The sequence below is a fragment of the Yoonia sp. 2307UL14-13 genome, from assembly GCF_037572755.1.
In the GTDB taxonomy this organism is placed as follows: Bacteria; Pseudomonadota; Alphaproteobacteria; order Rhodobacterales; family Rhodobacteraceae; genus Yoonia.
This window is the reverse complement of record NZ_JBBIFZ010000008.1, coordinates 109,930-123,080: the sequence shown is the minus strand read 5'-3', so window position 1 is coordinate 123,080 and position 13,151 is coordinate 109,930. Positions and strand designations below refer to the sequence as shown.

General features: G+C 58.9%; 15 protein-coding genes. 5 read left to right on the top strand and 10 right to left on the bottom strand.

All coding sequences use genetic code 11. The features are described 5' to 3' along the window. The first annotated feature begins 75 nt into the window (after window positions 1-75). Both V8J85_RS17260 and V8J85_RS17255 read left to right on the top strand, forming a co-directional pair. Window positions 76-1,140, top strand: a complete 1,065-nt coding sequence (locus tag V8J85_RS17260; RefSeq protein WP_339955012.1) for a sensor domain-containing diguanylate cyclase — start codon at window positions 76-78, stop codon at window positions 1,138-1,140. 272 nt (window positions 1,141-1,412) lie between these two features. Next, the gene (locus V8J85_RS17255; RefSeq protein WP_339955011.1) at window positions 1,413-1,751 is read left to right on the top strand and encodes a hypothetical protein; all 339 of its coding nucleotides are present in this window, start codon (window positions 1,413-1,415) and stop codon (window positions 1,749-1,751) included. Between the two features lie 36 nt (window positions 1,752-1,787). On the opposite strand, the gene rplT is transcribed toward V8J85_RS17255, so the two are convergent. The 4 genes from rplT to pyk form a co-directional block, all read right to left on the bottom strand. Then, a complete protein-coding gene (gene rplT / locus V8J85_RS17250) occupies window positions 1,788-2,147 on the bottom strand; it encodes a 50S ribosomal protein L20 (protein ID WP_339955010.1) in 360 nt (119 codons plus the stop codon). Window positions 2,148-2,161: 14 nt separating this feature from the next. Further along, window positions 2,162-2,362 carry a 50S ribosomal protein L35 gene (rpmI, locus tag V8J85_RS17245; protein WP_339955009.1) on the bottom strand — a complete coding sequence of 67 codons (201 nt, stop codon included), beginning with the start codon at window positions 2,360-2,362 and terminating at the stop codon, window positions 2,162-2,164. A gap of 108 nt (window positions 2,363-2,470) precedes the next feature. Beyond that, window positions 2,471-2,695 (bottom strand): hypothetical protein, encoded by a 225-nt coding sequence (locus V8J85_RS17240; protein WP_339955008.1) that lies wholly within the window; start codon window positions 2,693-2,695, stop codon window positions 2,471-2,473. Window positions 2,696-2,727: 32 nt separating this feature from the next. Next, window positions 2,728-4,173: a pyruvate kinase gene (gene pyk / locus V8J85_RS17235; RefSeq protein ID WP_339955007.1), complete on the bottom strand. Its 1,446-nt coding sequence runs from the start codon at window positions 4,171-4,173 to the stop codon at window positions 2,728-2,730. 115 nt (window positions 4,174-4,288) lie between these two features. Between pyk and V8J85_RS17230 the strand changes: the two genes are divergently transcribed. Genes V8J85_RS17230 through V8J85_RS17220 form a run of 3 tightly spaced genes read left to right on the top strand, consistent with a single transcriptional unit; the run spans window position 4,289 to window position 5,833 of the window. Next, window positions 4,289-5,026: an N-formylglutamate amidohydrolase gene (locus V8J85_RS17230; protein ID WP_339955006.1), complete on the top strand. Its 738-nt coding sequence runs from the start codon at window positions 4,289-4,291 to the stop codon at window positions 5,024-5,026. Window positions 5,027-5,037: 11 nt separating this feature from the next. Then, the gene (locus V8J85_RS17225) at window positions 5,038-5,331 is read left to right on the top strand and encodes a DUF1244 domain-containing protein (protein ID WP_339955005.1); all 294 of its coding nucleotides are present in this window, start codon (window positions 5,038-5,040) and stop codon (window positions 5,329-5,331) included. Window positions 5,332-5,386: 55 nt separating this feature from the next. Beyond that, window positions 5,387-5,833 carry a tellurite resistance TerB family protein gene (locus V8J85_RS17220; RefSeq protein WP_339955004.1) on the top strand — a complete coding sequence of 149 codons (447 nt, stop codon included), beginning with the start codon at window positions 5,387-5,389 and terminating at the stop codon, window positions 5,831-5,833. Between the two features lie 2 nt (window positions 5,834-5,835). On the opposite strand, the gene V8J85_RS17215 is transcribed toward V8J85_RS17220, so the two are convergent. The 6 genes from V8J85_RS17215 to V8J85_RS17190 all read right to left on the bottom strand — a co-directional run bounded on the left by V8J85_RS17215 (window position 5,836) and on the right by V8J85_RS17190 (window position 12,797). Then, window positions 5,836-7,725 carry an SLC13 family permease gene (locus tag V8J85_RS17215; RefSeq protein WP_339955070.1) on the bottom strand — a complete coding sequence of 630 codons (1,890 nt, stop codon included), beginning with the start codon at window positions 7,723-7,725 and terminating at the stop codon, window positions 5,836-5,838. A 236-nt stretch (window positions 7,726-7,961) separates the two neighbouring features. Then, window positions 7,962-8,828, bottom strand: a complete 867-nt coding sequence (locus V8J85_RS17210; protein WP_339955003.1) for a D-amino-acid transaminase — start codon at window positions 8,826-8,828, stop codon at window positions 7,962-7,964. Beyond that, complete coding sequence (dgcA, locus tag V8J85_RS17205) at window positions 8,825-9,790, bottom strand: N-acetyl-D-Glu racemase DgcA (RefSeq protein ID WP_339955002.1); 966 nt, start codon at window positions 9,788-9,790, stop codon at window positions 8,825-8,827. Before dgcA ends, V8J85_RS17210 begins: the two co-directional genes overlap by 4 nt. A 45-nt stretch (window positions 9,791-9,835) precedes the next feature. Further along, window positions 9,836-10,837, bottom strand: a complete 1,002-nt coding sequence (dgcN, locus tag V8J85_RS17200; protein WP_339955001.1) for an N-acetyltransferase DgcN — start codon at window positions 10,835-10,837, stop codon at window positions 9,836-9,838. Window positions 10,838-11,065: 228 nt separating this feature from the next. Then, window positions 11,066-12,436, bottom strand: coding sequence for an ammonium transporter (gene amt, locus V8J85_RS17195; RefSeq protein WP_339955000.1), 1,371 nt, complete (start codon window positions 12,434-12,436; stop codon window positions 11,066-11,068). Window positions 12,437-12,458: 22 nt separating this feature from the next. Beyond that, the gene (locus tag V8J85_RS17190; RefSeq protein ID WP_339954999.1) at window positions 12,459-12,797 is read right to left on the bottom strand and encodes a P-II family nitrogen regulator; all 339 of its coding nucleotides are present in this window, start codon (window positions 12,795-12,797) and stop codon (window positions 12,459-12,461) included. Window positions 12,798-13,151: the final 354 nt, after the last annotated feature.

Here is a 13,151-nt window from a genome sequence, read left to right as displayed (position 1 = left end):
ACCGCGACAGGGGACAGCGCGCAAGGACCCGCCCGGCTTAGGCGGACATTAAGGGTTGGCGGTCTATCAACCCGCATGACCGAACGGCCCGAATACCAGGCAATCTTCGACGCTGCCGCCCAAGCCCACGATGATGCGGCGGAACTCAGCGTGCCAATCGGATTTCTGCGCGAATTGGGGGCGGCCACGACCCAGACCGACATTTTGCGGACCTATTCGGCATGGTCACGGCGGATCGTCGGGGCGGAACGCTGCTCGATCGCGCTGGATACGGGGCAGCAAACGCTGCGGGTGAGCAGCATGGACGGAAGCAAGGGCATCGCCCATGGCGCGCACTATGACATCCACACCACGTTGGCAGGCGCTGTTTTCCGACGCAAACAAGGGATCTTCGTCCCCAACATCACACAGGTCCCTTCACCTGGCCTGATACAACTGGCGCAGATGGGCTATCGTGCGCTCGCCGCCGCACCGCTTGTCACCGCGTCCCGCTGCCTTGGGGTGATCTTCGCGAGCTTTCACGCACAGATCGACCAACCCGCCGCGATCAAGGCCAAGCTCGAGGCGATCGGCTGCTGCCTCGCCACGCAACTGCTGATCGTCGAACAGATGGAGGCATTGGCGACCCAGGCGCGCACCGACCCGCTGACCGGCGCGCAGAATCGCTATGCGCTCTATGATCAGGCGGCGCAGCTATGGCAGAACTGGAAACAGGACCAAACGCCTTTCTCTTTCGTGTCGGTGGACGTCGATTACTTCAAACAGATCAACGACACCTACGGGCACGATGTCGGCGACGGCGTCCTTTGCACATTGGTCAAGCGGATCATGGCACGCGGACGTCCCGACGATGGCTGCGTGCGCATGGGCGGCGAGGAATTCGGGTTGTTGATGGCAAATACCGGAATCGAAATCGCGATGGCCCAGGCGGCGCGGCTTTGCGACACGATCGGCGGCAGCCCCTTTGCTATCGGCGACCGGCATCTGGACGTCACAGCCAGCTTTGGGGTCACCACAGTTTATACAGCGGATCACGGATTCGACGACGTCCTGAAACGGGCTGACAGGGCGCTGTATCGTGCGAAAGAGGGCGGGCGTGATCAGGTCGTCTGGCTCGAAGGGGCGGATATGGCAGCCTGATCGGTGGCAGTATCCCGGCAAAGGTGTCCGCGCCCAACAGCCGCGCAGCTCTGACTCAGTCCGAGAATTCGGCGTCCAGCAAAACCGTTCCAGCGATCCACTCACCTTCAGCGCCTTAAAATGTGCGGCCGATCCGGCTGTTGCCCGCATCGCATGATCTCGCGTTTCCGACAGATCGTTAGGTCACCTCATCCGTCTTGAATATAGCATCGCGGTAATACCCGTCATAGACCCGTCGGACAAAGGCGACGGTCTCGTCCGGAACGATCATCGTGACCCGCCGGGTATCGCAGTCGCGAGGAAACCGCGCCATTTTTACGGCGACGGGCATACCTTCAAAACGTCTCAGGCATATCTGCGGCTGTCGCAAACGGCAGCCCGTTGCCACCTTACGCACCGCCGATCGTGCCAACCAGCAGGCTCGCCTGACCCACGACCACATCCCCATGGTCTGGAAGGTCACCACCGCCCATGCAGGCAAACAATGCAGCACAAAGACAAAGGCGGAACGTTCCATAACGCATACCGGATCGATCTTCGACCTGATGAGCGCCACCACCCGATTCCGTTCAAAATCAGAAACAAAAAAGAAAAAGGGGCGCGACCCGTAACAAATCGCACCCCTTCCAGAATTCTATATGTATGGCTTACGCCATAGCCGCCTTCGCCTTGCCGACGATCGTCGCGAACGCTTCGGGCTCGTTCACCGCCAGATCAGCCAGCACCTTGCGGTCGACCTCGATCCCGGCGAGGTTCAAACCGTTGATGAACTTCGAATAATTCAGGCTCTCATCCACAGCCCGGACACCGGCATTGATCCGTTGGATCCACAGCGCACGGAAGTTACGCTTGCGATTGTGCCGGTCGCGGGTTGCATATTGGTTGGCCTTGTCGACAGCCTGCTTGGAGACCTTGAAGGTCTTCGAACGGCGATCGTAATAACCCTTGGCCTGATCCAGAACTTTCTTGTGACGCCGATGCGTGACGGTTCCACCTTTAACGCGCATATCTCAAATCCCCCTTAGCGTGCGTATGGCATCATCGGCTTGATGATCTGCTCATCAGCCTTCGACAACGTTGTCGTGCCACGTGCGTTGCGAATGAATTTGTTGGTGCGCTTGATCATGCCGTGGCGCTTGCCAGCCTGGCCCGCCACAACACGGCCAGAGGCCGTGACCTTGAACCGCTTCTTGCAGCTCGATTTCGTCTTCATCTTCGGCATTTCCGTCTCCTCTGGGGTTCGGTCGAAACGCGCGACTCGGCATGCCATATTGGCCGGACGCGCGGGTGAAGTGCGCCGTATAGGGCCGATCAAGATACCACGCAAGACCTAATTCAGGAAACGGGCCAGCACGCTGACAAAGACGTCATCCACCTGCGCGAACGTATAGGTCGCTGGTTCCGTCCAAGCGGCAAAGCCCACCATCGCGCCCCCGATCACCAAGGCCACGAACGATCCCCGCGGCCACCGTCCATCGGAAAATGCATTGATCATCGCCGGGATCGAAAACGCGCCAATGATCAGTCCAATGACGAAAATCACATCCAGATCCATCGCGCGTGCCCTTCATTGATGTTCAGGGCAAGCTACTCCGGATCAGCGGCATAGATCAAACGCTCGGCACAGGGGGCGACGCGCAGAATGTTGGTCGACCCCGGCGTGTTGAATGGCACCCCGGCGGTAACGACGATCATATCCTCCTCCGATGCCAATTCCTGCGCCACTGCGGCGCGGACGGCCGCGATCACTGCTTCTTTGAAGCGATGGACCGGACCGGTGACGACACAATTCGTCCCCCAGGACAGGCATAGCCTGCGCGCCGTTTCGATATGGTTGGTCAGCGCGATGATCGGCACACGGGGCCGTTCGCGCGACACCAAAAGCGCGGTCGTCCCGGATTGCGAGAAACAGCAAATCGCTTTCACATCCGTCGTCTCCGCGATCTCGCGGGCCGCAGACACGATACCATCGGCAACCGTGATCCCCTCGGCCTTGCGGGATGCCTCGATAATCTCGGTATAGTTCGGATCGGCCTCGACCTCACCCGCGACGTTGTTCATCGTCGTCACCGCCTCGATCGGATATGATCCGGCCGCAGATTCAGCGGACAACATGATGGCATCCGCACCTTCATAGATTGCGGTCGCCACATCGGAAACTTCCGCGCGCGTCGGCATGGGGCTTTCGATCATCGATTCCAGCATCTGCGTCGCCACGATCACCGGCTTGGCCGCTGCACGGCATTTGCGCACCAGTTGCTTCTGGATCGGTGGCACGTTCTGCACTGGCAGTTCGACACCCAAATCGCCCCGCGCCACCATGATCCCGTCTGACGCGGCAAGGATATCGTCAAACGATTTCACCGCATTCGGCTTTTCGATCTTCGACAGGATCGACGCACGGCCTTTGCACAACTCGCGTGCTTCTTCCACGTCGGCGGCCCGCTGCACAAATGACAACGCCAACCAGTCGACACCCAATTCGCAGACGAATTCGAGGTCCTTGCGATCCTTCGGCGACAGCGCGGCCACAGGCAGCGTCACATCAGGTACGTTTACACCCTTGCGGTTGGAAATCGTGCCCCCCACGATCACTTCGCAATTCGCGAAATCAGCGCCGCATTCCTTGACCCGCAGCTTGATCTTGCCGTCGTTCACCAGCAAATGCGCGCCGGGTTCCAGCGCATCAAAAATCTCTTTGTGCGGCAGCTTCACCCGCGTTGCGTCGCCCTCTGCATCATCCAGATCAAGACGGAACGGGGCACCCTCTTTCAGTTCTTCCTCGCCGTTCGCGAACACGCCGACACGCAGCTTGGGCCCCTGCAAATCCGCCAGGATGGCAATCGGGCTATCCAGGTCTTTCTCGACCTTACGGATGATCGCATGCCGCGCCTTGATCTCGGAATGATCACCGTGGGACATATTCAACCGGAACACATCTGCACCTGCCTCGTGCAGCGCGCGGATCATCTCGTAATCATTGGATGCCGGCCCCAGCGTGGCGACAATTTTCACATTCCGATGGCGTCTCATACACGTCCCCTTGGTCTTTGAGCCGTTAGCGGTAACAGCCTATGTTGCGCCCTTATTGCGCAATTCCCTTCCCGCGACAACTAGCCTAAACGCGGTGACAAAGGAATGACACGGCATGACGGACACCCCCTACAAAATCGAAGGCGCTGATCGACCCGGACGCTGGCTTCTGGCCTGTGATCACGCGACAAATCACGTGCCCGATTGGGTATCGGATGGCGATCTTGGGCTGCCTGCGGCAGATATGGCGCGGCACATCGCCTATGACATCGGGGCGGCTGGCGTCACCCGGAAATTGGCCAGGCTGCTCGACAGCCCCGCCATTCTGTCCCAATTCTCGCGGCTGGTCATCGATCCAAACCGGGGCGAGGATGACCCGACCCTTGTCATGCGCCTTTACGACGGGACAATCATCCCCGGCAACCGGCATGCGGACGAAGACGAGATCAACGAACGGCTCCGCCGTCTCTACCGCCCCTATCACGCCGCCTATGCCGACCTCGCCAACAAGATGACCGATCCGATCATCTGCGCGGTCCACAGCTTCACGCCACGATTACGCGGACGACACCCGCGTCCATGGGAAATCGGCATCCTTTATGCCGAGGACGACCGGCTGGCCAAACCGCTGATCGACGCATGCCGGGCCGCCGGTTGGGTGACCGGCGACAACCAGCCCTATGCGGGTCACCTGCCCGGTGACGCCGTCGACCGCCACGCGCTACAGCATGACCGGCCCAATATCCTGATCGAACTTCGGCACGACCTGATTACGGATGAGGCCGGACAAACCCTGTGGGCCGAACGATTGGCGCCTATATTGACAGATGTACTGGCCGATAGCGGCCTTTAGGGAGAAAACAAATGGATGAACAAACCCAGCTTGAACTCGAAGCCGCCGCCTTCCGCCGCCTGCGCCAGCATCTGATGGAAGACCGGACAGATGTGCAGAACATCGACATGATGAACCTCGCCGGGTTCTGCCGGAACTGCCTGTCGCGCTGGTATCAAGAGGCCGCGAACGAACGGGGCATCGAGATGAGCAAAGACGAAGGGCGCGACGCGTTTTACGGCATGCCCTTCGCCGAATGGAAAGCAAAGTACCAGACCGAAGCCACGTCCGATGCGCAAGAGGCCTTCAAGAAATCGCACGGCTAGGTTGCACACGACACCATAACTTCGTTAACTGAACACGTGGGTCAGGGGGTGTGGCATGTTCGAAGGTCTTCTCGCATTGTTCCGTAATCCGGGCGGCTACGAAACCGAACTGCCCGAAGCCGACGCGCGGCATGCGATGGGCGCGCTCCTCGTCCGCGCGGCCAAGGTCGATAACGAATACCAGGTCGCGGAAATCCAACGCATCGACAAGGTCCTTGCGCGGCAACACGGGCTTGACCCGGTCGAGGCTGCCAAGATGCGCGCCGCCTGTGAGAAACTCGAACGCGAAATCCCCAATACGGTCGAAATCGCCGCCATCCTCAACAACGCCGTCAGCATGGAAAAGAAAGAGGCGACGCTGCGCGCCCTCTGGTCCGTCGCCTATGCCGACGGAATCATGCACAAGGAAGAGGACCGGCTCTTGCACCAGATCGAGGCGGCGCTCGACATCCCCGACGACCGGGCCAAAGCGATCCAGGCCGAGGCCGAAGCGGCGCAATAGCCTTAGGCGAACAGCGTCAGTCCGACCATCGACACGATCAGGAACAAGACGGTCATGATCCCACCTGACCGAACGAAATCCGCAACCCGATAGCCCGCCGGCCCCATGATCAACGCATTCACCTGATGTGTCGGTATGAGAAATGAGTTCGAGGTCGAAATCGCGACCGTCAAGGCAAAGATTGCCGGGTCGCCGCCAGCCGAGATCGCGATTGAAATCGCCAACGGCACCAGCAACACGGTGGCGCCCACATTCGACATCACCAGCGTAAAGACCGTCGCCAGGATCGCCAAACCGGCCTGCAATGACCAAACGGGCCAGCCATCCAGCAAGACAAGCACCTGCTCGGCAATCCACGCCGCCGTACCCGTATTCTGCACCGCCATGCCCAGCGGAATCAGTGAGGCCAGCAGAAACACCGTGCTCCAACTGACGGCGTCATAGGCTTCATCGATGGACAGCACCCGCGACAGGATCATGCCCACCGCACCCGCCAACAAGGCAAGCGACAACAAAAGGTCGGTGAACAGGATCAATCCCAGCGTCATCAAAAAGAATCCCAGCGCCCAGTTCACCTTGTGCGGGCGTAATTCCTCTTGTGGAAAGTCAGACGTCACGACGACAAAATTCTGATCCGATTTGAGCCGTGTCAGCCGCTCCCACTGAACATGCACGACCAACGTATCGCCCGCCTGCAGGTTGACCTTGCCGATATGGGTTGCGACATGATCTTCGGTTTCCACATGGCTCATCGTTTCTTCGCCACGGTGGATAGCCAGAATGGACAGACCGTGGGTCTGCCGCAGCCGCAGGTCGATAGGGCACTGCCCAATGACAGCCGACCCCGGCGGGATCACCACCTCAGCAACGCCAGATTCTGTGGCGGCAAAGTCATCGGCGAAGACGTTCAGTTCAGGCAAAATTTCCAGGCCATAGGGCTCTGCAAATTCATCTTCCAGCACCCGCCGCAAGCCCAGCACGGCCAGGCGCGCGGGCGCTTCGATCGTCGTATCAGCCATCGGCGCGATGACCTTGTGGCCTCTGTGCGACGTTCCCAGGATATAAAGATGGTGCGCCACCATGATATCCGCCAGCGTCTGACCGATCAGGATCGACCCCTCTGGCACCCGCACCTCGAACATGTCGGCGCGCAGGCCATAGGTGTTCTCGACATAGGTCTGCATCGACCGCGCTGCGCCGGCATCCTCTCCCCGCCCACGCTTACCCGGCAAAATCCAGCGCCCCAGAAGCATGAAGTAAAGCACACCGGTCAGCACCAGCATCACCCCGATGGGCGTGACCGAAAAGAGGCCGAAAGGCTCCATCTGTTGATCCGCAGGCAGGGTTCTGTTCCCCGAGATCAGCAAATCGTTCAACAAGATCAACGGCGATGATCCGACCATCGTGATCGTCCCGCCAAGGATCGCGCAAAACCCCATCGGCATGGCAAGGCGGCTCATCGGTATTTCGGTCCGGGCCGAAATACGGCTGATCACCGGCAGAAACAGCGCCGCCGCACCCACGTTCTGCATGAAAGAGCTGATTACACCGACGGTGCCTGAAACGATGGGGATAATCCGCGCCTCGGTCGTCCCACCGCGTTTCAGGATCAGCGTCGCCACCTTGGACATCAGGCCCGTCTTGTCCAGCCCCGCCCCGATGATCATCACCGCGATGATCGAGATGACCGCGTTCGACGAAAATCCGGCAAAAAGGTCGGCGCGGTTGGACAGGTTTTCAAGACCGGGCAACGTGCTCAGCGCCCCAAGAATGACCATCACGAGGATCGCGGCCAGATCGATGCGGATAATTTCAGAGACGAACAGAAACACGGTGAACGCCAGCAGCCCAAGGACCACCATCATCTCGAACGTCAGAACCGTCGCTGCCATCATCTCTCCCCGGGCCAGAGCCTAGCGACAGTTGCCGGTGGCGCATAGGACCAGTCCAACCGGGGTTCGTAGCCAGATCGCATGCATTGCTCGGCGTTTGCACAATCTTCAGCTTTGGACCGTCCGGCGCATTAATGCCGCTTGTCTGGACGAGGAGTCATATGAAAGTCCGATAGAATTCCGACGGCAAAAACTCGACAAACAACCTTGTTAGTAAAGGTTTCGCCACGGTGAAGTCAGACAGCCACCTTCCGGCTTTCTTCCAGATAAATCTCGCGCAACCGTGCCGCCACAGGCCCCGGTTTGCCCTCACCCACAGCCACGCCATCAATCTCAACCACAGGCATCACAAACGTACTGGCCGAGGTGATAAACGCCTCATCCGCACTCTGCGCTTCATCAATGGTAAAGCTGCGTTCCTCGACCTTCATCTGCGCCTCTTTGGCAAAACGCAGCACGGCCGCGCGGGTGATCCCGTGCAGGATCTCATTCCCAAGATGACGGGTGATTATCGTATTGTTTTTAATGATATAAGCATTGTTCGAGGTCCCCTCGGTCACTGCCCCATCCTCGACCATCCAGGCATCATCGGCACCCGCCGCCTTGGCCATCATCTTGCCCATCGACGGAAACAACAGCTGCACCGTCTTGATATCCCGCCGCGCCCAGCGCTGATCGGAAATCGAGATTACCTTGATCCCCTTCTTAGCCGCCGGGCTGTCGGCCAAACCAGGCTTGTTCTGAGTGAACAGGACGACGGTCGGCTTGGTCGTCTCGGGATCAGGAAATACGAAATCCCGATCATCCGGCGCGCCCCGCGTGATCTGCAGATAAACCAACCCTTCCTCGATCTCATTCACCCGCACCAGCTCGCGGTGAATCTCCAAAAGATCAGGAATTTCAGCAGGATGCGGCATGTCGAGCTCATTCAACGACCGCTCCAACCGCTTCGCGTGCCCCGCAAAATCAATCAGCTTACCATCCAGCACCGACGTCACTTCATAGACCCCGTCGGCCATAAGAAACCCGCGATCAAAGACCGAGACTTTCGCTTCATTCTCAGGCACATAATCGCCATTGACGTAAACAGTCCGCATGCTCATCCCCATAAATCTACCGCGGGCGGGTGCACGCCACGCTCATCGAATATCAAAGGTGTTGCCCGGTCTTCGGCCAACAAAAGCGGCCCGTCAAGATCGGTGAATGCCACACCCTGCGCGAGGATCGTGGCCGGGGCCATGGCAAGCGAAGACCCCACCATGCAGCCCACCATGATGCCGTAACCTTCGGCCATCGCTGCCTCTTTCAACGCCAAGGCCTCAGTCAACCCGCCCGCCTTGTCCAGCTTGATATTCACCATATCATATTTACCCTTCAGCGCAGGCAGGCTGGCCCGATCATGGCAGCTTTCATCAGCACAAACAGGTAGTGGGCGGTCGATTTCCGCCAGCATATCATCAGCATCCGCAGGCAATGGCTGCTCGACCATCTGCACCCCAAGACGCAACAAGTGCGGGGCCAATTCGGCATAAACCTCCGCCGTCCAGCCCTCATTCGCATCCACGATGATCCGCGCACCGGGCGCACCGCGCCGCACCGCCTCCAACCGCGCCATATCATCCGGCGTGCCCAGCTTGATCTTCAACAGCGGCCGGTGTGCGTTCTGCGCCGCCTGCCGCTGCATCACCTCCGGCGTGTCCAACGACAACGTATAGGCGGTCACCTCCGGACCCGGCGCCGCCAACCCCAACAGGTCCCAAACACGCCGCCCCGCCTGCTTCGCCTCCAGATCCCACAGCGCACAATCCACCGCATTCCGCGCAGCACCCGCAGGGAGAAGGTTTTGTAAACTTTCGCTGGTTACATACCCCGGCAAGCCTGCGATCTGCGCGCTCACGCTATCCAAAGTCTCGTCATAACGGGCATAGGGGACACACTCCCCCCACCCACGCACGCCATCCTGCGTCACCGAGACGGTCAGAACCTGCGCCTCAGTCCGAGACCCACGACTGATCGTAAAGGCCTGAGCGAGGGCAAACACATCGCGGGTGACGTCAATCTGCATTACATCCTCTCTTGGCCAAAAATATCCCCGTCGAAGGCATAAAAGTTAAAGATCTATTAACGCATCAACCAACCGCCCGGCACCCTGGCGATAGGTATCAACCGTCGGCAGGCCCATCCGGTCCTCGACTTCGGCCATATAGGCCAGCGCCTCATTCTCGGCCAGATGCTGGGTGTTGATAGATATCCCCATCACCTGACAGGCGGGATTGGCCAACCGCGCGAGGGGCAAGGCAGTGTCCCGCAACTCCTCCAGACTCGGCAGCGGATAATCGGGCAGGCCGCGCATATGCGTCCGGGTCGGCTCATGGGCCAAAATCAACGCATCCGGCTGACCGCCGTGGATCAGGGCCATCGTGACACCGGAATAGGACACATGAAACAAACTCCCCTGCCCTTCGATGTGATCCCAATGATCCGGGTCATTGTCTGGGGTCAGATATTCCACGGCACCAGCCATAAAGTCAGCGATCACAGCGTCCAACGGCACCCCGCCGCCCGTAATCAGAATGCCCGTCTGACCCGTAGGACGAAAAGTGGATTTCATTCCACGTTTCTGCATCTCGGCATCCATCGCCATGGCGGTATACATCTTGCCAGCCGAACAATCGGTGCCCACCGCAAGACACCGCTTGCCGGTACGTTTCTTGCCATTGGCAATCGGATAAGCCACCGACGGGATTCGCACATCGAACAGCGTCCGGCCGTTCACACGCGCAGCCGCGACCAGTTCATCCTCATCACGCAGCAGATTGTGCAGACCCGACGCGATGTCGAATCCTTTCTGCAAAGCCTCGACCAGCACGTCCTTCCACGCCTGCGAAATCACACCACCCCGATTGGCCACACCAATGACAAGGGTCTGCGCCCCCGCGGCCTTGGCTTCGTCCAACGTCAGATCATGCAAACCCAGATCGGCACCGCAACCTTTCAGGCGCAACTGGCCCACGGCGTTTTCCGGACGCCAGTCCTTGATCCCTTGGGCGACCTTGGCCGCCAGTTGGTCAGGCGCATCGCCAAGAAACAAAAGATAAGGTGTCTGGATCATAGCATTGCCCCCAAAAGATTCGTTCACTCGCGAAGGTTTGCGCGCCTGACCAGCGATGTCATCGCCATTTCGACAGGAGCAGGCGGGAATGGCAGGATAAACATGCGCAAAATAGCTATATTCTCGAACAATCATGCATGAATTGACGAGGCCGACCTCCGCCCACCCTGTACAAAAAACCCGGGCGCAAGAAACGCCCGGGCCAGTAATAAGACTGATGGAAGGAGATCAGCCTTTCGAGAAATCGGGATAGGCTTCCATCCCCAGCTCGGACATGTCCAAACCGTTGATCTCGGCCTCTTCGGTCACGCGAATGCCCATGACACCTTTCAGGATGACCCAGATCACAAGGCTCACCACAAAGACGAACAGGCCGATGGCGGCAAACCCGATGAACTGCGTGACCAGCTGCCCCGCAAAGCCAACGGTTTGTTCGACACCGTCGATGACGACCACCTCACCAGTGTCATCCAGCAATGGGGCCTGTGTGTGCAGCGCTACAATCAGCGTGCCCCACATCCCGGCAATCAGGTGAACTGGGATCGCACCGACGACATCGTCGATCCTGAACTTGTCCAACATTGGCACAGTGACCACCACGATCACACCACCGATGGCACCGATCCACAAGGCGTCGAACAGCGATGGCGCCAACGGCTCTGCCGTGATCGATACCAGACCGGCCAATGCGCCGTTCAGCACCATGGTCAGGTCAGGCTTTTGATACAGGATCTGCGTCAGCAACAACGCCGTCACCGCACCAGCGGCAGCTGCCATGTTGGTGTTGGCAAAGATCTGAGCAACCGCATCGGCGTCTTCCAGCGTGCCCATGGCCAGCTGCGATCCGCCGTTAAAGCCGAACCAACCCATCCACAGGATAAACGTACCCAGCGTTGCCAAGGCAAGGTTCGACCCTGGCATCGGCACCGTCCGTCCATCCTTGTACTTGCCAATCCGTGCACCGAGCACGATCGCACCAGCCAGCGCGGCAAAACCACCAGCAGCATGCACCAGAGTCGAGCCCGCGAAGTCGCTAAAGCCCATCTGGCTCAACCAGCCGCCGCCCCATTGCCAGGACGCTTCGATCGGATAGATCAGCCCGGTCAGGATGATGACAAAGATAAAGAACGGCCACAGCTTGATCCGCTCGGCCAACGTACCGGACACAATGGATGCGGTCGTCGCGCAGAACATCAGCTGAAAGAAAAAGTCCGAAGCGTTGGAATAACCACCCGCGTCGATATCTGTTTTGATGTCCTTCGGCCCGAACGACCCCAGAACGCCTTCGATCATCCAGTTGCCGTCGCCCGGATACATGACATTATAGCCGATCAGCCAGAACATGATCGATGCCAGGCCGAAAAGACCAATATTTTTGGTTAGCTGCGTGGTGACGTTCTTTGACCGGACAAGCCCGGCCTCGAGCATGGCAAAGCCGGCTGCCATCCAGAACACAAGAAAGCCACCGACAAGGAAAAGAACCGTCGTGAAGATGAATTGCGTCTGCGCGGCGGCGGCACCGTCCGCCTCCTGCGCCATCGCAAAGGTCGGAAGCAGCGCAAGCGCCGCACCGACGGAAAGGAGTTTGATTGGTTTCATTGAATTGTCCCTCGTTACGCGATCAAAGCGCGTCATCGTTGATCTCGCCCGTCCGCACACGCAGCGCGCTTTCCACGTCGAGCACGAAAATTTTGCCGTCGCCGATCTTGTCGGTCTTGGCGGTGGCGGCGATGGTGCTGACGACCTGATCGGCCATGCTGGCGGCGACCACGATTTCCAGCTTTACCTTGGGGACGAAATTCACCGCATACTCTGCGCCACGGTAGATTTCGGTATGCCCCGATTGCGAGCCGAAGCCCTTGATTTCAGACACCATCATGCCGCGCACACCGACCGAGGTGAGCGCTTCGCGCACTTCCTCGAGCTTGAACGGCTTGATTGTTGCAATGATCAGTTTCACTTTCTTCCCCTTGCACGTTCCCTCGGCAGGTCGCCGAGAGCGAACCTGCTTACGCGATGAGACAAAGCGCCCAGGCACCCGGCGGGCAAGGTCGTGCTGCAGTGCAGAAGGGTCAAAAACCGGCGCTATTGCACAATTTTTGCACAAATATCGATTAGTGAATATTTTTTAGGCAACTTTGGGACATCTATTCTCGCCTATTCTTGCAGCATCAGCGTCCCACAGATTCCCAGGATAACGGCCCCGGTGCCCAATGCCGAAACCCAGAAACGGTCGTGCCGCCATAGCGGCTGGTCGCGCCACGCAATCCCCGCTATGTTGCTGCAAAATCCAGACTCAATAATCAGTCGAGCG